The following is an 18,923-nucleotide window of genomic DNA, read 5'->3' on the forward strand; positions in this document are numbered from 1 at the left end:
TGCGTTGTCTGCGGCCCTCAACCCCGGTCACTTACTGATGTAAGCTCCCGGGGATGTCGGGTCTTGACGCCTTTTTGCCACGCGAAATGCTGGGTTAAATGGGTGGGGCGCCTTTCACGCCCCAGATGTGTTGGCCGGATAAATGCTATCCGGCCTTCTCTTACCAGCCACCGCCGCCACCACCACCGGAACCGCCGCCTGACGATCCGCCACCGGAAGAGCCGGAACCGCTATAGCCCGACCCTGACGAGTCACCCTCTGAACGCTGCACCGGCTTCTCGCCGGCGGCGGAATGACAGCTCTGGTAGAAATGATGCATATCCTGCCAGTCTGCCTGCGCTAACACTTCCGACATCGCGCCGGTGCTGCTTAAATATCGGGAAAAAGTGTTCGCCAGGGTCTTTCCTACGCCGAGCGCCAGAGCGACCGGCAGCAGGCTTTCAAAGTGAGCGACCATCTGGTCAGGTGGATAAAGTGTCTGATAACGCTTCTCTTCGGCGGTTTTAATATACAGCTTCAAGCCCTTGGCGACGGCCAGATCGTTTAACCCCTTCTGCGTATAGCGAGGTGTTTTCCAGGCGACGAACGCGCACAGTGCGATGGCGGTTAACAAGGCGCCAGGATAGCCGGCAGGAAGTTGGGTGAGGGGTAGCATGCCAAGCAGGAAAACACCGCCCGCCACGGTGGCGAAAGGGCTAAATACCAGCGCCATCAGGATCATCACTGGTCCCAAACTACGCAGGGTTTTCATCGGATTGCGTAAAAACCTCAGGCACAAATACGTCATCACCCCGCCGACCGATACAAACAGCAGACAGGGAACGGTGAGCGCCGCCGCCGCCGGGCTAAATCCGATGCCGCAAACGATCGGGATCAGCAGAGCAATATAAATACAATGACGCAGCGGTTTACCCCATGTCCGGCACAGCTGCGATTTCTGCTCTTCACAACATTTTTCCAGCCATCTGCGCGCGTTTTGCATCAACGTTTGATGCGGCGTACTGAGATTGATGTTCTTACGTTTAGCGCTGAAAAGCAGGCTCATCAACTGCTTTTCATTGGGGTTCAGCGGCTTATGTTTTTCGTCTGGCTGACGGGAAAGCCACTGCTCATCAACAGGGGATGAAGACCACGCGCCTTTGGTTTGGCTTTTTTTACTCGTTAATCTGATTGCTCGTTTGGCAACCAGTCCCAGCAAATCGCTACTGAATGCCACATCATCATACTTACGTTGCGTAATAAAGCGCAGATAGCCTGGCGACATCGCGGCGGGCAGCGAAAATAGCGGCGTCACCGGCGGCATTTTTAACCCCGCCGCGATGACGTTTTTGCGCCACCACAGCCAGTAGTAGCCAACAAGCAGTAGCAGGGGAAGCCAGATAATACTGGTGGCCAGCGTCGGCACCAGTAAATGGACCAACGGCCAGACCGCTTCGGGCGCGGCGGCGCCTGCCAGAATATCTCGAGGCCAGGTATAGACCACGGTTAGCCCTTCGCCGGTGGCAAGGGGGCGGGAAGTTTGTATGCTGCCATCAGGCAGGATGATCGCATGGTGGTCTTTCGCCCCCTGACGACCAGTGTAAACATCAATGGTGCGCAACCTTGCATCTCTGCCATCCGCATTCAGCTGCCCGGCGGCGTCAGGCAGTACAAGCTGGAAACGGGCTTTCCCGATTGGCCAGCTCCAGTCGTTGCCCGTCACGTTCCAGTACAGCTCATCCCAGTCATGGAAGCGGCTGAAATGGTTGCTAACCTGATAGCGAATTTCATAGTGATAAATACCTGGCTTCAGGGTGCGATCGGCGCTGCCAATGCGCACGGTCAGCGCTTTTGTCGTGCGATCGAGGCTGTAGGGTTCAGGGAGTCCATTGCGTGAGACCGATTTGATGACGTAATCAACGCTAAAAATTTTGCCGTCCTGCCGGTGCCAGGAGAGAGGTAGCGTGCGGAAAATGCCTCGACGAATCTCCTTTCCGAGGGACAGCACGGTGATATTTTCCCGCATCTCCATGCTGCCGTTTGGCTGAAAACGCGCCAGGGAATCGAAAAAGAGAATATGTTCATACGCGGGAACCCGGCGGACATTGGCCGGGAGTGGCGACGCCTCGGTGATAGCGTTATCGTCGCTGACGGCTAAGCCAGAGATGCTCAACAGCAGCAACAGGCCAATACTGCGCAGTATCCGCATGGACCAGGTGGACATAGGTCACTCCATCCGCGGCAATTTGGCTTCTTCAGGGGACTCCAGTTCAAAGAACAGTTCCGCCCTGAAGCTAAACAGGCGGGCCAGCAGCAGGCTGGGGAAAGACTCCACCAGAATATTAAACTCACGGACCGTGGCGTTGAAGTAACGGCGGGCCATTTGCAGCTGTTCTTCTATTTCGCCAAGGGATTGCTGCAGCGAGAGGAAATTTTCGCTGGCTTTGAGTTCCGGATAGGCTTCCGCCAGGGCGAAGATACGACTCAACGTTCCGGCATATTGCTGCTCGCTGTCGGCCACCTGTCGGGGATTGCCGATCAGGACGCTGCGCTGGCGGCCGATCTCTTCCAGCAGCTCTTTTTCGTGCTGCGCATAGCGTTTGACCAGACTGAACAGATTGGGCGCCAGATCGTGACGGCGCTTGAGCTGGACGGCAATGCCACTCCAGGCTTCATCTTTGAAACGGCGTAGAGAGATAAAACGGTTATAGGTGAAGATCGCCCAGATAAGGATCACGGCGACAATAGCCAGCCCGATATACATTTCCATATGTTTATTCCATGTTGACTGCTGATGATCGCGTTGCGCTGAATACTTTCTGCGCAATTTTACGCGTCAGCGAATCTTACCGCACGTGAAACGCCAGGAGAAACTGTGCTTGCAGATTAAATTCTGAAATATCACGCGAGCCTTTGTCCTGGCGGATATCTGACAGGACAATCCGCAGTTTCACGTTCGGGGCACCATGGCATTATCGTCGCAGTATGAAATAAACAAGCCCAGCCGTTCACCCGCGGCTGGGCTTTATTCCGTTGCCGGGAGGCAACAAACAAGCGCTGTGTTACCTGACGAACGCTTTTCTTAATGCTTTTCCCAACCGGTCTGCTGGGCGCTAAAGCCGAGCGCCTGCATAAAGGCCGCCATCACGCCGCGGTCCTCCACCCCTTGGTCGGCGACGCGCCAGCTTTTGATGGCCGGGTTATCACGCAACGTCTCTTCCACTAAATATTGCCCGACGCCGCGGCGGCGGGTCACTTCACGCACGCACAGATCGCTGAGCTCACCTTCAACGCCGCGCAGGGTAACGCGCACGGCGCCCAGCAGGCGCTCGTTAAAGCGGGCGGCGTAGAGACGATGGTTTTCATCAAGGGTCAGCGTCGACAGATCCTGCGACGGCCAGATTTTTCCCAGATCAATGCGATCCTGATCGCTGAAGTGCTGTAAACGGATAATGGTCAGTTTCATGGGCGGCAAGTCCAGTGCAAAACAGAGGCGCCAGTGTACCCAAAATTGCTGTCTGGCGGAGCGCTGTTTTTTGCGCATACATCAGGGGATTCGTTTTCCTGGCGTTGTTGGGGTAGCGCAATCCGTCATGGATCGAAAAATAAGCAGAATTTTAACCTAATGTGCAGCGTTTTATTCCGCCTTATGTATCGTTATTTTATGCTGCCGCATGGACTTTTTTTGTTTATCTTCAGCAAAATACAGAATATTATCTTTGCTTAATCGACTGAAAAATAGAGATTTTAATCTGTTTTTTAGTGAAAAGCTGCGCTAAACCATTAAACTCAATGGTAAAAATGGCGTTGTTTAATAAAAGCACAGAATGCTTTTTAACCATAAAAATACAAAACATTTACACCACATCACGAACGGGGTTCTGCAGCATGAAAAGGAACGCGAAAACCATCGTCGCGGGCATTGTCGCATTAGCGATGTCGCACGCGGCGATGGCCAAGGATATTAAGGTCGCCGTGGTCGGCGCGATGTCGGGCCCAGTGGCCCAGTGGGGCGACATGGAGTTCAATGGCGCGCGTCAGGCGATTAAAGACATCAACGCCAGCGGCGGCATTAAGGGCGACAAGCTGGTGGCCGTCGAATACGACGACGCCTGCGATCCGAAGCAAGCGGTCGCGGTAGCCAACAAAATCGTCAACGACGGTATTCAGTACGTTATCGGCCACCTGTGCTCCTCTTCCACCCAGCCGGCTTCCGATATCTATGAGGATGAAGGCATCCTGATGATCTCCCCGGGAGCGACCAACCCGGAGCTGACCCAGCGCGGCTATCAGTACATCATGCGTACCGCCGGCCTCGACTCCTCGCAGGGGCCGACCGCGGCGAAATATATCGTCGAGAAAGTGAAACCGCAGCGTATCGCCATCATTCATGACAAGCAGCAGTACGGCGAAGGGCTGGCGCGTTCGGTGCAGGACAACCTGAAAAAAGCCGGCGCCAACATCGTCTTCTTTGACGGCATCACCGCGGGGGAAAAAGATTTCTCCGCCCTGCTGGCGCGCCTGAAGAAAGAGAACATCGACTTCGTCTACTACGGCGGCTACTACCCGGAAATGGGCCAGATGCTGCGCCAGGCGCGCTCCGTCGGGCTGAAAACCGTGTTTATGGGGCCGGAAGGGGTCGGCAACGCCTCGCTGTCCAATATCGCGGGCGCCGCGGCGGAAGGGATGCTGGTGACAATGCCAAAACGCTACGATCAGGACCCTGCCAACAGCGCCATCGTCAACGCGCTGAAAGCGGAGAAGAAAGATCCGAGCGGGCCGTATGTCTGGATCACTTACGCCGCGGTTCAGTCGCTGGCGCAGGCGATGGACAGAACCGGCAGCCAGCAGCCGCTGGATTTAATCAAAGATTTGAAAGCGCACGGGGCGAAAACCGTGATTGGGCCGCTGACCTGGGATGAAAAAGGCGATCTGAAGGGATTTGAGTTTGGTGTCTTCCAGTGGCACGCCGACGGCTCTTCGAGCGCGGCGAAATAAGCGCTGAAGACGAGTTATCCCTCCGCCCGCGAACCGCGGGCGGTTTGAAAAAGGTTACCTTATGTCCGAGCAGTTTCTCTATTTTCTGCAGCAGATGTTTAACGGCGTCACGCTGGGCAGTACCTATGCGCTGATCGCCATCGGCTATACGATGGTGTACGGCATTATCGGCATGATCAACTTCGCCCACGGCGAGGTCTATATGATTGGCAGCTATGTCTCCTTCATGATCATCGCCGCGCTGATGATGATGGGCATCGACACCAGCTGGCTGCTGGTCGCCGCCGGCTTCGTGGGCGCCATTGTGATTGCCAGCGCCTACGGCTGGAGCATTGAGCGCGTGGCCTATCGGCCGGTGCGTAACTCCAAACGTCTGATTGCGCTGATCTCCGCTATCGGGATGTCTATCTTCCTGCAGAACTACGTCAGCCTGACCCAGGGCTCCCGCGACGTGGCGCTGCCGAGCTTGTTTAACGGCCAGTGGGTCGTCGGCCACAGCGACAGCTTCTCTGCGACGATCACCACCATGCAGCTGGTGATCTGGGTGGTGACTTTTATCGCCATGCTGGCCCTGACGCTGTTCATTCGCTACTCGCGGATGGGGCGCGCCTGCCGCGCCTGTGCCGAAGACCTGAAAATGGCCAGCCTGCTCGGGATTAATACCGACCGCGTTATCGCCCTGACCTTTGTCATAGGCGCAGCGATGGCGGCGGTGGCCGGCGTGCTGCTGGGGCAGTTCTACGGCGTGATTAACCCCTACATCGGCTTTATGGCCGGGATGAAGGCCTTCACCGCCGCCGTGCTCGGCGGTATCGGCAGTATTCCGGGCGCGATGATCGGCGGCCTGATCCTGGGTATTGCCGAAGCGCTCTCTTCTGCCTATCTCAGCACTGAATATAAGGACGTGGTTTCCTTCGCGCTGCTGATTCTGGTGCTGTTAGTAATGCCGACCGGCATTCTGGGCCGCCCGGAGGTTGAAAAAGTATGAAACCGATGCAAATTGCAATGGCGCTGCTCTCTGCTGCGATGTTCTTCATTCTGGCGGGCGTCTTTATGGGCGTGCAGCTGGAGCTGAACGGCACCAAACTGGTGGTGGATACCGCCGCCGATATTCGCTGGCAGTGGATCTTCATCGGCACCGCGGTGGTCTTTTTCTTCCAGCTGCTGCGGCCGCTGTTCCAGAAAGCGGTTAAGAACGTCTCCGGGCCGAAGTTTATTATGCCGGCGATTGACGGCTCAACGGTGAAGCAGAAGCTGTTCCTGATCGCCCTGCTGGTCATTGCCGTGGCCTGGCCGTTTATGGTGTCGCGCGGCACGGTGGATATCGCCACCCTGACGATGATCTATATCATCCTCGGCCTCGGGCTGAACGTGGTGGTCGGGCTTTCCGGCCTGCTGGTGCTGGGCTACGGCGGGTTCTACGCCATCGGCGCCTACACTTTCGCGCTGCTGAACCACTATTACGGTCTTGGTTTCTGGACCTGTCTGCCGCTGGCCGGCCTGGTCTCCGCGGCGGCTGGCTTCCTGCTCGGTTTCCCGGTACTGCGTCTGCGCGGCGACTACCTGGCGATCGTGACCTTAGGCTTCGGCGAGATCGTGCGTATTCTGCTGCTCAACAATACCGAAATCACCGGCGGGCCGAACGGCATCAGCCAGATCCCGAAACCGACCTTCTTTGGCCTCGAATTTAGCCGTAGCGCCCGCGAAGGCGGCTGGGATACCTTCAGCAACTTCTTCGGCGTCAAATACGATCCCTCCGACCGGGTGATTTTCCTCTACCTGGTGGCGCTGCTGCTGGTGGTGCTGAGCCTGTTCGTTATCAACCGCCTGCTGCGGATGCCGCTGGGGCGGGCGTGGGAAGCGCTGCGTGAAGATGAAATCGCCTGTCGTTCGCTGGGCCTGAGCCCGACGCGCATTAAGCTGACCGCCTTTACCATCAGCGCCGCGTTTGCCGGCTTTGCCGGGACGCTGTTCGCCGCGCGACAGGGTTTCGTCAGTCCGGAATCCTTTACCTTCGCCGAGTCCGCCTTCGTACTGGCGATCGTCGTGCTGGGCGGGATGGGCTCGCAGTTCGCGGTGATCCTGGCGGCTATTCTGCTGGTGGTGTCGCGTGAGCTGATGCGTGACTTTAACGAATACAGCATGTTAATGCTCGGCGGCCTGATGGTGCTGATGATGATCTGGCGTCCGCAGGGGCTTCTGCCAATGACGCGCGTGCAGTTGAAGCTGAAAAACGGTCAGGCGAAAGGAGAGCAGGCATGAGTCAGCCATTATTATCCGTCAGCGGCCTGATGATGCGTTTCGGCGGTCTGCTGGCCGTCAACAATGTGTCGCTGGAGCTCAGAGAGCGCGAGATCGTCTCGCTGATCGGCCCCAACGGCGCCGGGAAGACCACGGTCTTTAACTGCCTGACCGGTTTCTACAAGCCTACCGGCGGCACCATTCTGCTGCGCGACCAGCATCTGGAAGGGCTGCCGGGCCAGCAGATTGCCCGGATGGGCGTGGTGCGGACCTTCCAGCACGTGCGTCTGTTCCGCGAAATGACGGTGATTGAAAACCTGCTGGTGGCGCAACATCAGCAGCTGAAAACCGGACTCTTCTCCGGTCTGCTGAAAACGCCGGCCTTCCGTCGGGCGCAGAGCGAAGCGCTGGATCGCGCGGCCACCTGGCTGGAGCGTATCGGCCTGCTGGAGCACGCTAACCGCCAGGCCAGCAACCTGGCCTATGGCGACCAGCGCCGGCTGGAGATTGCTCGCTGCATGGTGACCCAGCCGGAAATTCTGATGCTCGATGAACCCGCGGCGGGGCTGAACCCGAAAGAGACCAAAGAGCTGGACGAGCTTATCGCCGAGCTGCGTAACCATCACAACACCACCATCCTGCTTATCGAACACGATATGAAGCTGGTGATGGGCATTTCCGATCGCATCTACGTCGTAAACCAGGGGACACCGCTGGCCAACGGGACGCCGGAAGAGATTCGTAATAACCCGGACGTGATCCGCGCATACCTTGGTGAGGCATAAGATGGAAAACGCGATGTTAACTTTTGACAACGTCAGCGCCCACTACGGCAAGATTCAGGCGCTGCACAACGTCAGCCTGCATATCAAACAGGGCGAGATTGTGACGCTTATCGGCGCCAACGGCGCGGGGAAAACCACCCTGCTCGGCACGCTGTGCGGCGATCCGCGCGCCTCCAGCGGGCGCATTGTCTTTGACGGTAAGGATATTACCGACTGGCAGACGGCGAAGATCATGCGTGAGGCGGTGGCGATCGTCCCGGAAGGGCGGCGCGTCTTTTCGCGTATGACGGTGGAAGAGAACCTGGCGATGGGCGGTTTTTTTGCCGACCGCGATCAGTTCCAGACCCGCATCAAATGGGTGTATGAGCTGTTTCCGCGTCTGCACGAGCGCCGTATCCAGCGCGCCGGCACCATGTCCGGCGGCGAACAGCAGATGCTGGCGATCGGTCGCGCTCTGATGAGCCAGCCGCGTCTGCTGCTGCTGGATGAACCGTCATTAGGGCTGGCGCCGATCATTATTCAGCAGATCTTCGATACCATTGAGCAACTGCGCGAGCAGGGGATGACTATCTTCCTCGTCGAGCAGAACGCCAACCAAGCGCTGAAGCTGGCCGACCGCGGCTACGTGCTGGAGAACGGTCACGTGGTGCTGGAGGATACCGGCGACGCGCTGCTGGCCAACGAGGCGGTGCGCAGCGCCTATCTCGGCGGTTAATTCATCGCAACCCGGCGTCGTTCAGTTCGCCGGTTTGTAGCCCGGGCGAGGCGCTTGCGCCGACCCCGGGAGCCGATCGCACAACTCTTATCCGTGTCTCAGCTCCCACTTTACTTCCCCCGTCCTTTCATCGGCTTGTCATCTCTCTGACCCGTTACTATCTTTTTTTTGTAATAAAAAAGTTATTTTTCTGTAATTCGAACATGTCATGTTACCCCGCGAGCATAAAACGCGTGAAATCGCGCATCCGGCACAACAAGAGAGATAACCGATGATATCGTTACGACATACAGCTTTAGGACTGGCGCTGAGCCTGGCTTTTGCCGGTCAGGCCCTGGCGGTTACCACCATCCCGTTCTGGCACTCAATGGAAGGCGAACTGGGTAAAGAAGTGGATTCTCTGGCGCAACGCTTTAACGCGGCCAATCCTGATTACAAAATCGTTCCGGTATACAAGGGCAACTATGAACAGAGCCTGAGCGCCGGTATCGCCGCCTTCCGTACCGGCAACGCGCCGGCGATCCTGCAGGTGTATGAAGTGGGCACCGCCACCATGATGGCGTCGAAAGCCATTAAGCCGGTCTACCAGGTGTTTAGCGAGGCGGGCATCAAGTTTGATGAATCGCAGTTTGTGCCGACGGTCGCCGGGTATTACACCGATTCGAAAACCGGCCATCTGCTCTCCCAGCCGTTTAACAGCTCCACCCCGGTGCTGTACTACAATAAAGACGCCTTCAAAAAAGCCGGTTTAGATCCAGAGCAGCCGCCGAAGACCTGGCAGGATCTGGCGGCCTACACCGCGAAGCTGAAAGCTGCCGGGATGAAGTGCGGCTACGCCAGCGGCTGGCAGGGCTGGATCCAGATCGAGAACTTCAGCGCCTGGCATGGTCTGCCGGTGGCGACGAAAAATAATGGCTTTGACGGCACCGACGCGGTTCTTGAGTTCAATAAGCCGGAGCAGGTGCAGCATATTGCGCTGCTCGAAGAGATGAACAAGAAGGGCGATTTCAGCTACTTCGGGCGTAAAGACGAGTCCACTGAAAAGTTCTATAACGGCGATTGTGCCATTACCACTGCCTCGTCCGGCTCGCTGGCCGATATCCGCCAGTACGCCAAATTTAACTACGGCGTCGGCATGATGCCTTACGATGCCGATGTGAAAGGCGCGCCGCAGAACGCTATCATTGGCGGGGCCAGCCTGTGGGTGATGCAGGGCAAAGACAAAGAGACCTACACCGGCGTGGCGAAGTTCCTCGACTTCCTGACCAAACCGGAAAACGCCGCCGAGTGGCACCAGAAAACCGGCTATCTGCCGATCACCACCGCGGCCTACGATCTGACCCGCCAGCAGGGCTTCTATGATAAGAACCCGGGCGCCGATATCGCCACCCGCCAGATGCTGAACAAGCCGCCGTTGCCGTTCACCAAAGGCCTGCGCCTGGGCAACATGCCGCAAATCCGCACCATCGTCGATGAAGAGCTGGAGAGCGTGTGGACCGGCAAGAAAACCCCGCAACAGGCGCTGGATTCCGCCGTTCAGCGTGGGAATCAGCTGCTGCGCCGCTTCGAACAAGCGACCAAATCGTAATCTGTAACTTGCCCGGTGGCGCTGCGCTTACCGGGCCTACGATGTGCCCTATGTAGGCCGGGTAAGGCGTAGCCGCCACCCGGCATTGTTCAGGAACCCAATCTCCATGTCATCATCCCGTCCGGTATTCCGCTCGCGCTGGCTGCCCTACGTGCTGGTCGCGCCGCAGCTGATTATCACGCTGATTTTCTTTATCTGGCCCGCGGGCGAAGCGCTGTGGTATTCGCTACAGAGCGTCGACCCGTTTGGCCTCTCCAGCCAGTTCGTCGGCCTGGATAACTTCGTTGCGCTGTTCCATGACCCGTACTATCTGGACTCATTTTGGACCACCATAAAATTCAGCACCCTGGTGACCGTCAGCGGCCTGCTCATTTCGCTGTTTTTTGCCGCGCTGGTCGACTATGTGGTGCGCGGCAGCCGCTTTTATCAAACGCTGATGCTGCTGCCGTACGCCGTGGCCCCCGCCGTCGCGGCGGTGCTGTGGATCTTCCTCTTTAACCCCGGGCGCGGGCTGATCACTCACTTCCTTGGCGAGCTGGGCTACGACTGGAACCACGCGCAAAACAGCGGCCAGGCGATGTTCCTGGTGGTCTTTGCCTCGGTATGGAAGCAGATAAGCTACAACTTCCTGTTTTTCTTCGCCGCGCTGCAGTCGATCCCGCGTTCGCTGGTTGAGGCCGCCGCCATCGACGGCGCCGGACCAATCCGCCGCTTCTTCAAGCTGGCGCTGCCGCTGATTGCGCCGGTAAGTTTCTTCCTGCTGGTGGTCAACCTGGTTTACGCCTTCTTCGACACCTTCCCGGTGATCGATGCTGCCACCGCCGGCGGGCCGGTGCAGGCGACCACCACCCTGATTTACAAAATCTATCGCGAAGGTTTCGCCGGGCTCGATCTTTCCGCTTCCGCCGCGCAGTCGGTGGTGCTGATGTTCCTCGTCATTATCCTGACGGTGGTGCAGTTCCGTTACGTTGAAAGTAAGGTGCGTTACCAATGATTGAGAACCGTCGCGGGCTGACGATTTTCAGCCACACCATGCTGATTTTGGGCATCGCCGTCATTTTATTCCCGCTGTATGTTGCCTTCGTGGCGGCGACGCTGGATAACCAATCGGTGTTCGAAACGCCGATGACGCTGATCCCCGGCGGACATCTGCTGGAGAACATGAAGACCATCTGGGTGAACGGCGTCGGCGTCAACAGCGCGCCGTTCTGGCTGATGATGCTCAACAGCTTCATCATGGCGTTCGCCATTACGGTGGGCAAAATCGTGGTGTCGATGCTTTCGGCGTTCGCCATCGTCTGGTTCCGCTTTCCGCTGCGTAACCTGTTCTTCTGGCTGATCTTTATCACCCTCATGCTGCCGGTCGAGGTGCGTATTTTCCCGACGGTGGAAGTGATCGCCAATCTCAACATGCTCGACAGCTATGCCGGGCTTACGCTGCCGCTAATGGCCTCGGCCACCGCCACCTTCCTGTTCCGCCAGTTCTTTATGACCCTGCCGGACGAGCTGATTGAAGCGGCGCGTATCGATGGCGCTTCGCCGATGCGCTTTTTTCGCGACATCGTGCTGCCGCTGTCGAAAACCAACCTCGCGGCGCTGTTCGTCATCACCTTTATCTACGGCTGGAACCAGTATCTGTGGCCGTTGCTGATTATTCAGGATGTGAATCTTGGCACCGCCGTCGCCGGCATCAAAGGCATGATCGCCACCGGCGAAGGCACTACCCAGTGGAATCAGGTGATGGCGGCGATGCTGCTGACCCTGATCCCGCCGGTTGTCATCGTTTTAGCCATGCAGCGCGCGTTTGTGCGCGGCCTGGTCGATAGTGAGAAATAAAATGGCTGGTTTAAAACTACAGGCAGTAAGCAAAAGCTGGGATGGCAAAACCCAGGTAATTCAACCGCTGACGCTGGACGTGGCGGACGGGGAGTTTATCGTCATGGTCGGCCCGTCGGGCTGCGGGAAATCCACGCTGCTGCGGATGGTCGCCGGACTGGAGCGGGTGACCAGCGGCGATATCTGGATCGACCGCAAGCGGGTGACCGAGATGGAGCCGAAGGATCGCGGCATCGCCATGGTGTTCCAGAACTATGCCCTTTACCCGCATATGAGCGTGGAAGAGAACATGGCGTGGGGGCTGAAGATCCGCGGCATGGGTAAGGGATTGATCGCCGAACGGGTGCAGGAGGCGGCGCGTATTCTTGAGCTGGACGGCCTGCTCAAGCGCCGCCCGCGCGAGCTCTCCGGCGGCCAGCGCCAGCGCGTGGCGATGGGCCGCGCCATCGTGCGCGACCCGGCGGTATTCCTCTTCGACGAACCGTTGTCAAACCTCGACGCCAAGCTGCGCGTGCAGATGCGTCTTGAGCTGCAGCAGCTGCATCGCCGCCTGAAAACCACCTCGCTGTACGTTACCCATGACCAGGTGGAGGCGATGACCCTCGCCCAGCGGGTGATGGTGATGAACAAAGGCGTTGCCGAGCAGATCGGCACCCCGGTCGACGTATATGAGAAACCGGCCAGCCGCTTTGTGGCGAGCTTTATCGGCAGCCCGGCCATGAACCTGCTGGAAGGGCGCATCAGCGATGACGGCGGTCGCTTTGAGCTGGCGGGCGGCATGCAGCTGCCGACGAATCATGAGCATCGGCGCCACGCCGGGCGTAAAATGACGCTCGGTATCCGCCCGGAGCATTTTATCTTAAGCTCGCAGGCGCAAGGCGGCATTCCGCTGCTGATGGACACCCTGGAAATTTTAGGTGCCGATAACCTCGCCCACGGGCGCTGGGGCGAACAGAAGCTGGTGGTCAGACTGCCGCACCAGCAGCGTCCGGCGGCAGGCAGCACGCTATGGCTGCATCTGCCTTTGGAACATCTGCACCTCTTTGATGGTGAAACAGGACAACGCGCATGAGTAACTGGCCTTATCCCCGTATCGTCGCCCATCGCGGCGGCGGTAAACTGGCGCCGGAGAACACCCTGGCGGCTATCGATGTTGGCGCCCGCTACGGGCACACGATGATTGAATTTGACACCAAGCTGTCAAAGGACGGGCAGATCTTTCTGCTGCATGACGATAATCTCGAACGCACCAGCAACGGCTGGGGCGTGGCGGGGGAGCTGCCATGGGACGATCTGCTGAAGGTCGATGCCGGCAGCTGGTTCAGCCGTGAATTTAAGGGCGAGCCGCTGCCGCTGCTCTCCCAGGTGGCGGAGCGCTGCCGCCGTCACGGCATGATGGCGAATATTGAAATTAAACCGACCACTGGCCTTGGGCCGCAGACCGGCAACGTGGTGGCCCTGGCGGCACGGGAGCTGTGGGCGGGAATGACCGCGCCGCTGCTGTCGTCGTTTGAAATCGATGCCCTGGAGGCGGCGCAGGAAGCCGCTCCCGAGCTGCCGCGCGGGCTGCTGCTGGATGAGTGGCGCGATGACTGGCGGGAGTTGACCACCCGGCTGGGCTGCGTCTCCATTCACCTCAACCACAAGCTGCTGGACGCCGGGCGTGTGGCAAGCCTGAAACAGGCCGGCCTGCATATCCTGGTGTATACCGTTAACAAACCCCAGCGCGCCGCCGAGCTGCTGCGCTGGGGCGTAGACTGCATCTGCACCGATGCCATTGACGTCATCGGGCCGGATTTCCAGCCTTAATATCCACTGCGCGGCGGCTGGCCTTTACGGGTTGGTCTGCCGCAGCATCCCTCCATTATTGTTCGGCAGTACCTGCTGCGGCGGATTGATATTCCCGCCCTGTGCGGCACGCTGCTGATTGGTCTGCAGCTGGTTTTGCAGATGCTGCTGCTGGGAGCGAGTCTGATTGTTCAGATTCTGCTTCAGCATGCTCTGCTGCTGCTGTTGCTGCACCTTCATCTCATTTTGCATGCGCTGCTGGCTGGGGACCACGTAACCCGGCTGATTGGGGTTGTTATCAATATTGATTGGCTGGGCTAAAACGCCGAGCGGCATCAGCGCCGCCAGAAATAACATCGCTTTCATGGTTTTCTCCTCCCGTGCGTGGGATCACTTAAGTGTACCTCGAATCCGCCATAACAATGATTTTTTAGGAGTTATCAACCAGGCTTAAGCGGGGAATGAAACCTACCTATCAGGAGTAAGACAATGATAAAAACAACAATCTGGCGTCAGGTGGTCATCGCTGCGTTGCTGGCGGGCGGGAGTTTTACCGTTGCCGCCAGTCCGCCACCGCCGCCGCCGGTCTCTTATGGCGTAGAGGAGGATGTGTTCCACCCGGTTCGCGCCCGACAGGGGATGGTGGCCTCGGTGGATGCCCTGGCCACCCGCGTCGGTGTGGACATTCTGCGCCAGGGCGGCAACGCCGTCGATGCGGCGGTGGCGGTCGGCTACGCGCTGGCGGTCACCCATCCGCAGGCCGGGAATATCGGCGGCGGCGGTTTTATGCTGCTGCGTACGAAAGACGGCAAGACCACGGCCATCGATTTCCGCGAAATGGCGCCGGAGCAGGCCACCCGCGACATGTTCCTTGACGATCAGGGTAACCCGGACAGTAAAAAATCGCTCACCTCGCATCTCGCCTCCGGCACGCCAGGCAGCGTCGCCGGTTTCTCTCTTGCCCTGGAAAAATACGGCACCATGCCGCTGAACAAAGTGATCCGCCCGGCGATTAAGCTGGCGGAAGAGGGCTTTATCGTTAACGATGCGTTGGCGGACGATCTGAAGACCTACGGCAGCGAAGTGATCCCGCAGCACGAAAACAGCAAAGCGATCTTCTGGAAGAACGGCGAGCCGCTAAAGAAGGGCGACCGGCTGGTACAGAAGAACCTGGGGAAAAGCCTCGAGCTGATTGCCGAGCACGGTCCGGATGCCTTCTATAAAGGCGCCATCGCCGACCAGATCGCTGAGGAGATGAAAAAGCACGGCGGGCTTATCACCAAAGCCGACCTCGCTAACTATAAGGCGGTGGAGCGCACGCCGATTAGCGGCGAATATCGCGGGTATGAGGTTTATTCCATGCCGCCGCCGTCTTCCGGCGGGATCCACATCGTGCAGATCCTCAATATCCTCGAAAACTTCGATCTGCAGAAATATGGCTTTGGCAGCGCCGACACCATGCAGGTGATGGCGGAGGCGGAGAAACACGCCTATGCCGACCGCTCTGAATATCTCGGCGATCCTGACTTCGTCAAAGTGCCGTGGCAGGCGCTGACCAGCAAAGCCTACGCCAAAGCGATCGCCGCTGAGATCGACGTCAATAAGGCGAAGCCTTCCAGCCAGATCCGCCCGGGCAAACTGGCGCCCTATGAAAGCAACCAGACCACCCATTTCTCGGTGGTGGATAAAGAGGGCAATGCGGTGGCGGTGACCTATACGCTGAATACCACCTTCGGTACCGGCATTGTGGCCGGCGACTCCGGCATTCTGCTGAATAACCAGATGGATGATTTCTCGGCGAAGCCCGGCGTGCCTAACGTCTATGGCCTGGTGGGCGGCGACGCCAATGCGGTGGAGCCGAAAAAACGCCCGCTGTCGTCGATGTCGCCGACCATTGTGGTGAAAGACGGCAAAACCTGGCTGGTGACGGGCAGTCCCGGGGGCAGCCGGATCATCACCACCGTACTGCAGATGGTGGTCAATACCATCGATTTCGGGATGAACGTCGCAGAAGCCACCAACGCCCCGCGTTTTCACCATCAATGGCTGCCGGATGAGCTGCGGGTGGAGAAAGGCTTTAGCCCGGATACCCTGAAGCTGCTGGAGGCGAAGGGGCAGAAAGTGGCGCTGAAAGAGGCGATGGGCAGTACCCAGAGCATTATGGTGGGGCCGGACGGGATGCTGTATGGCGCCTCCGATCCGCGTTCGCCGGATGATTTAACGGCGGGGTATTGATATGTTGCCCGGTGGCGCTGTTGCGCTTACCGGGCCAACCACGGCACGAACGTAGGCCGGGTAAGGCGAAGCCGCCACCCGGCAATAAGCTACTTCATTCTCGCCATATAATACGCATCCACATACTCACCGTTGCGCAGCGCGTAACGCTTGCCGGTGCCTTCGATCTCAAAACCGTGTTTTTTGTACGCCGCAATCGCTGGCTCGTTATCGGCGAACACCGTCAACTCGATGCGGTCAACGCGCAGCCAGTTATCGCACAGGTCGATCATCTCGCGCATCAGGGCGCTGCCGATACCGCGGCCCTGATGGCCTGCTGAAACCGCCATACCAAAGGTCGCAACGTGGCTGCGGCGAGGGCGCGGCTCGACATGGAGCGACAGATGCCCGGTAACCCGATCGTCCAGCGTCGCTACCAGATGGAAGGTATGGGGTTTGGGCTGTAGCTTCTCCTGCCAGGCTTCCATGGCGGGGTAAGGGATCTGTAGCGTGTCATGATAGACCTCCGGGTGCGCCATCAGCATACGTAAAGGTTCAGCATCGCGCGGTTCGGCATGGCGTATCACTATGTCACTCATTCCCTTATCCTCTTTTTGGTGGTTGATTCCCCTTCACCATCTCTGACGGCAGCCGGGGAGTCAATGTTGTTTTTTGCAAAAAAAGATAGACAAGTGCGAATGAGAATGATTATTATTGTCCTGCATTCAGGAAGACCCCTGCGGAAAGCCTGAAAGCACGACATTGCTCACATTGCTTCCAGTATTACTTTAGCCAGCCGGGTGCTGGCTTTTTTTTTGCTGCAATCTCAGGCGCTTTGCGGCCTGGCGGACGTCACGCCGTCTTCCGCAACCAGGCCGATGAGATGACTTTTGCTTTCCGCCGCGGCCAGCACCTCGGCGCTGCCGGTGAACAGGCCGCCCTTTTTAATCGCCAGCGAGCGATAGGTGAGGGTGCCATCCAAATTGCCATGCTCCTCAATGGTGATACTGTCGCCGCGACACTGGCCCTGCACCTTGCCGTCAATAATCAGCTCCCGGCAGCTGATGTTGCCCTCCACCTGGCCTTCACGCATCACCTTAATCAGATGTTCTTTAGCCTCAATGTTGCCGGTAAGCTGGCCGTGAATGTAGACATGGCCGCTGGCGACAATATTGCCAACGAAATGCACCCCGCTGGCGATGACCGTGGTCTCTTGTTTTTTACTGGCGACCGTTGGGGATTCTGGGTTATTTGCCGGAGGCGTGACCACTTCTGAAGTCTGGGGTTCCGTTTTATTTTTCTTAATAAACATTGGGTTAATCTTGTTCCGTTGGCTATGGAGGAGGAAGGCGACCAGCGCGCAGGCGGCCGCCAGGCGCGCCGGCACGATCGCATCGACAGACCAGGCGATCAGCGCGAGAAGCCAGAAAAAAAGGGCGCCGTTTAAGGCGAGATACTGTTTGTCCATCCGTAGCGGCTGGCTACTCCGTTAGTCATCAGCAACGTCCTGGTTTGCCCTCCACTTATCCGCAGTTTCGCCATTGAGATCAAGATATTTAACCGAAAAATGTCGATTTAATCTGTTGTTAATCAATGAGTTATTAATAATTACGTATGGATGGTACGAGACCTATTTTTTTGACGAATCTTCACGGAAAACGGACTGAGAGGATGAAGTCATGTCCCGGCTTGCGCTATGGTTGAAGGTAGCTCATTCACTAAGGACAGCGTTATGACTCTGCACTGCGCATTTATTGGCTTCGGCAAAAGCACCACCCGCTACCATCTTCCTTACGTATTACACCGCCAGGACCGCTGGCAGGTGGCGCACATCTACCGCCGTCGGGCGAAGCCCGAAGAGCAGGCGCCGCAGTATTCCCACATCCATTTCACCAGCGATCTCGATGAAGTATTAAACGACCCGCAGGTCAGGCTGGTGGTGGTCTGCACCCATGCCGACAGCCATTTTGACTATGCGAAAAAGGCGCTGGAGGCGGGGAAAAATGTGCTGGTGGAAAAGCCGTTCACCCCGACGCTGGAGGAAGCCAAAACCCTGTTTGCGCTGGCGAACAGCAAAGGCCTGACGGTGACGCCCTACCAGAACCGCCGCTTCGATTCCTGCTTCCTGACCACCAAGAAGGTGATTGAGAGCGGCAAGCTTGGCGAACTGGTGGAGATCGAAAGCCATTTTGACAACTACCGCCCGCTGGCGGAGACCAACCCTGGCGGTCCGCAAAACGGCGAGTTCTATGGCCTTGGCGTACATACCCTGGACCAGATTATTTCGCTGTTCGGCCGCCCGGACCATGTTGCTTACGATCTGCGCTCGCTGCGCAACAAAGCTAACCCGGACGATACCTTTGAGGCCCAGCTGTTCTACGGCGATCTGAAGGCTATCGTTAAGACCAGCCATCTGGTGCAGATCGACTACCCGAAATTCATCGTCCACGGCCATAAAGGCTCGTTTGTGAAATATGGTATCGACCAGCAGGAAACCAGTCTGAAAGCCAATATCATGCCGGGCGAGCCGGGCTTTGGCGCGGATGACAGCGTCGGCGAGCTGGTGTATGTCAACGACGCGGGGGAGACAGTGCGCGAAGCGGTCCCGCTGGAGAGCGGCGACTATGGCCGGGTATACGACGCGCTGTACGATACCCTCGTCAACGGCCAGCCAAATTACGTCAAGGAATCTGACGTTCTTACCAATATGGAGATCCTGCAGCGCGGCTTTGAGCAGCCATCACCGGCCACTATTACCCTGGTGAAATAAGCCCAATCG

At 57.8% G+C, this 18,923-nt stretch carries 18 protein-coding genes; 12 read left to right on the top strand and 6 right to left on the bottom strand.

Going from position 1 to position 18,923, the window contains the following annotated elements; translation table 11 throughout:
- Window positions 1-160 precede the first annotated feature (160 nt).
- The 3 genes from ABLV76_RS03890 to panM form a co-directional block, all read right to left on the bottom strand.
- Window positions 161-2,203: a DUF2207 domain-containing protein gene (locus tag ABLV76_RS03890; RefSeq protein ID WP_348878191.1), complete on the bottom strand. Its 2,043-nt coding sequence runs from the start codon at window positions 2,201-2,203 to the stop codon at window positions 161-163.
- A 3-nt stretch (window positions 2,204-2,206) separates the two neighbouring features.
- Window positions 2,207-2,749: a LemA family protein gene (locus ABLV76_RS03895; protein ID WP_043522571.1), complete on the bottom strand. Its 543-nt coding sequence runs from the start codon at window positions 2,747-2,749 to the stop codon at window positions 2,207-2,209.
- A 312-nt stretch (window positions 2,750-3,061) separates the two neighbouring features.
- Entirely contained in the window at window positions 3,062-3,445 is a 384-nt protein-coding gene (gene panM, locus ABLV76_RS03900) for an aspartate 1-decarboxylase autocleavage activator PanM (RefSeq protein WP_048295678.1), read from the bottom strand.
- A gap of 422 nt (window positions 3,446-3,867) precedes the next feature.
- Between panM and livK the strand changes: the two genes are divergently transcribed.
- From livK to ugpQ, 10 genes are all read left to right on the top strand, one after another.
- Window positions 3,868-4,977 (top strand): high-affinity branched-chain amino acid ABC transporter substrate-binding protein LivK, encoded by a 1,110-nt coding sequence (gene livK, locus ABLV76_RS03905; RefSeq protein WP_002920808.1) that lies wholly within the window; start codon window positions 3,868-3,870, stop codon window positions 4,975-4,977.
- A gap of 61 nt (window positions 4,978-5,038) precedes the next feature.
- Entirely contained in the window at window positions 5,039-5,965 is a 927-nt protein-coding gene (livH, locus tag ABLV76_RS03910) for a high-affinity branched-chain amino acid ABC transporter permease LivH (RefSeq protein ID WP_002920807.1), read from the top strand.
- Entirely contained in the window at window positions 5,962-7,239 is a 1,278-nt protein-coding gene (gene livM, locus ABLV76_RS03915) for a branched chain amino acid ABC transporter permease LivM (RefSeq protein ID WP_004202111.1), read from the top strand. The genes livH and livM overlap by 4 nt, the downstream gene beginning before the upstream one ends.
- A complete protein-coding gene (livG, locus tag ABLV76_RS03920; protein ID WP_002920803.1) occupies window positions 7,236-8,003 on the top strand; it encodes a high-affinity branched-chain amino acid ABC transporter ATP-binding protein LivG in 768 nt (255 codons plus the stop codon). Before livM ends, livG begins: the two co-directional genes overlap by 4 nt.
- A gap of 1 nt (window position 8,004) precedes the next feature.
- On the top strand, window positions 8,005-8,718 hold the full coding sequence (gene livF, locus ABLV76_RS03925; protein ID WP_004145133.1) for a high-affinity branched-chain amino acid ABC transporter ATP-binding protein LivF: 714 nt from the start codon (window positions 8,005-8,007) through the stop codon (window positions 8,716-8,718).
- 271 nt (window positions 8,719-8,989) lie between these two features.
- Complete coding sequence (gene ugpB, locus ABLV76_RS03930) at window positions 8,990-10,306, top strand: sn-glycerol-3-phosphate ABC transporter substrate-binding protein UgpB (RefSeq protein WP_048295676.1); 1,317 nt, start codon at window positions 8,990-8,992, stop codon at window positions 10,304-10,306.
- 106 nt (window positions 10,307-10,412) lie between these two features.
- Window positions 10,413-11,300, top strand: a complete 888-nt coding sequence (gene ugpA, locus ABLV76_RS03935; RefSeq protein ID WP_004202113.1) for a sn-glycerol-3-phosphate ABC transporter permease UgpA — start codon at window positions 10,413-10,415, stop codon at window positions 11,298-11,300.
- Window positions 11,297-12,142: a sn-glycerol-3-phosphate ABC transporter permease UgpE gene (gene ugpE / locus ABLV76_RS03940; RefSeq protein WP_004202115.1), complete on the top strand. Its 846-nt coding sequence runs from the start codon at window positions 11,297-11,299 to the stop codon at window positions 12,140-12,142. Before ugpA ends, ugpE begins: the two co-directional genes overlap by 4 nt.
- Window position 12,143: 1 nt before the next feature.
- The gene (locus tag ABLV76_RS03945; RefSeq protein WP_064151020.1) at window positions 12,144-13,214 is read left to right on the top strand and encodes a sn-glycerol-3-phosphate import ATP-binding protein UgpC; all 1,071 of its coding nucleotides are present in this window, start codon (window positions 12,144-12,146) and stop codon (window positions 13,212-13,214) included.
- A complete protein-coding gene (gene ugpQ, locus ABLV76_RS03950) occupies window positions 13,211-13,951 on the top strand; it encodes a glycerophosphodiester phosphodiesterase (RefSeq protein ID WP_108433216.1) in 741 nt (246 codons plus the stop codon). The genes ABLV76_RS03945 and ugpQ overlap by 4 nt, the downstream gene beginning before the upstream one ends.
- Window positions 13,952-13,975: 24 nt before the next feature.
- Here ugpQ and ABLV76_RS03955 read toward each other — a convergent pair whose 3' ends face one another.
- The gene (locus ABLV76_RS03955; protein WP_004202118.1) at window positions 13,976-14,296 is read right to left on the bottom strand and encodes a DUF2756 family protein; all 321 of its coding nucleotides are present in this window, start codon (window positions 14,294-14,296) and stop codon (window positions 13,976-13,978) included.
- Between the two features lie 123 nt (window positions 14,297-14,419).
- On the opposite strand from ABLV76_RS03955, the gene ggt reads away from it, so the two are divergent.
- Window positions 14,420-16,165 (top strand): gamma-glutamyltransferase, encoded by a 1,746-nt coding sequence (gene ggt / locus ABLV76_RS03960; RefSeq protein WP_023319264.1) that lies wholly within the window; start codon window positions 14,420-14,422, stop codon window positions 16,163-16,165.
- An 89-nt stretch (window positions 16,166-16,254) separates the two neighbouring features.
- Here ggt and yhhY read toward each other — a convergent pair whose 3' ends face one another.
- Together yhhY and ABLV76_RS03970 are read right to left on the bottom strand one after the other, a co-directional pair.
- Entirely contained in the window at window positions 16,255-16,731 is a 477-nt protein-coding gene (yhhY, locus tag ABLV76_RS03965; RefSeq protein ID WP_074195325.1) for an N-acetyltransferase, read from the bottom strand.
- 239 nt (window positions 16,732-16,970) lie between these two features.
- Window positions 16,971-17,612 (bottom strand): polymer-forming cytoskeletal protein, encoded by a 642-nt coding sequence (locus tag ABLV76_RS03970; protein ID WP_069603521.1) that lies wholly within the window; start codon window positions 17,610-17,612, stop codon window positions 16,971-16,973.
- Window positions 17,613-17,876: 264 nt separating this feature from the next.
- Here ABLV76_RS03970 and ABLV76_RS03975 point away from each other — a divergent pair, with 264 nt between their 5' ends.
- On the top strand, window positions 17,877-18,914 hold the full coding sequence (locus ABLV76_RS03975) for an oxidoreductase (protein ID WP_017899973.1): 1,038 nt from the start codon (window positions 17,877-17,879) through the stop codon (window positions 18,912-18,914).
- The last annotated feature ends 9 nt before the right edge of the window (window positions 18,915-18,923 follow it).

The sequence above is a fragment of the Klebsiella sp. GB_Kp047 genome (assembly GCF_040065235.1).
In the GTDB taxonomy this organism is placed as follows: domain Bacteria; phylum Pseudomonadota; class Gammaproteobacteria; order Enterobacterales; family Enterobacteriaceae; genus Klebsiella; species Klebsiella quasipneumoniae.

What these genes read in the sequence shown, in the direction of transcription:
- ugpQ (WP_108433216.1), top strand. Translation starts at nt 13,211, where the DNA reads ATGAGTAACTGGCCTTATCCCCGTATCGTCGCCCATCGCGGCGGCGGT.
- ugpE (WP_004202115.1), top strand. Translation starts at nt 11,297, where the DNA reads ATGATTGAGAACCGTCGCGGGCTGACGATTTTCAGCCACACCATGCTG.
- livM (WP_004202111.1), top strand. Translation starts at nt 5,962, where the DNA reads ATGAAACCGATGCAAATTGCAATGGCGCTGCTCTCTGCTGCGATGTTC.
- ugpA (WP_004202113.1), top strand. Translation starts at nt 10,413, where the DNA reads ATGTCATCATCCCGTCCGGTATTCCGCTCGCGCTGGCTGCCCTACGTG.
- ggt (WP_023319264.1), top strand. Translation starts at nt 14,420, where the DNA reads ATGATAAAAACAACAATCTGGCGTCAGGTGGTCATCGCTGCGTTGCTG.
- ABLV76_RS03970 (WP_069603521.1), bottom strand. Translation starts at nt 17,612, where the DNA reads ATGGACAAACAGTATCTCGCCTTAAACGGCGCCCTTTTTTTCTGGCTT.
- ABLV76_RS03975 (WP_017899973.1), top strand. Translation starts at nt 17,877, where the DNA reads ATGACTCTGCACTGCGCATTTATTGGCTTCGGCAAAAGCACCACCCGC.
- ugpB (WP_048295676.1), top strand. Translation starts at nt 8,990, where the DNA reads ATGATATCGTTACGACATACAGCTTTAGGACTGGCGCTGAGCCTGGCT.
- livK (WP_002920808.1), top strand. Translation starts at nt 3,868, where the DNA reads ATGAAAAGGAACGCGAAAACCATCGTCGCGGGCATTGTCGCATTAGCG.
- ABLV76_RS03955 (WP_004202118.1), bottom strand. Translation starts at nt 14,296, where the DNA reads ATGAAAGCGATGTTATTTCTGGCGGCGCTGATGCCGCTCGGCGTTTTA.
- livF (WP_004145133.1), top strand. Translation starts at nt 8,005, where the DNA reads ATGGAAAACGCGATGTTAACTTTTGACAACGTCAGCGCCCACTACGGC.
- ABLV76_RS03945 (WP_064151020.1), top strand. Translation starts at nt 12,144, where the DNA reads ATGGCTGGTTTAAAACTACAGGCAGTAAGCAAAAGCTGGGATGGCAAA.
- ABLV76_RS03895 (WP_043522571.1), bottom strand. Translation starts at nt 2,749, where the DNA reads ATGGAAATGTATATCGGGCTGGCTATTGTCGCCGTGATCCTTATCTGG.
- livH (WP_002920807.1), top strand. Translation starts at nt 5,039, where the DNA reads ATGTCCGAGCAGTTTCTCTATTTTCTGCAGCAGATGTTTAACGGCGTC.
- ABLV76_RS03890 (WP_348878191.1), bottom strand. Translation starts at nt 2,203, where the DNA reads ATGTCCACCTGGTCCATGCGGATACTGCGCAGTATTGGCCTGTTGCTG.
- panM (WP_048295678.1), bottom strand. Translation starts at nt 3,445, where the DNA reads ATGAAACTGACCATTATCCGTTTACAGCACTTCAGCGATCAGGATCGC.
- livG (WP_002920803.1), top strand. Translation starts at nt 7,236, where the DNA reads ATGAGTCAGCCATTATTATCCGTCAGCGGCCTGATGATGCGTTTCGGC.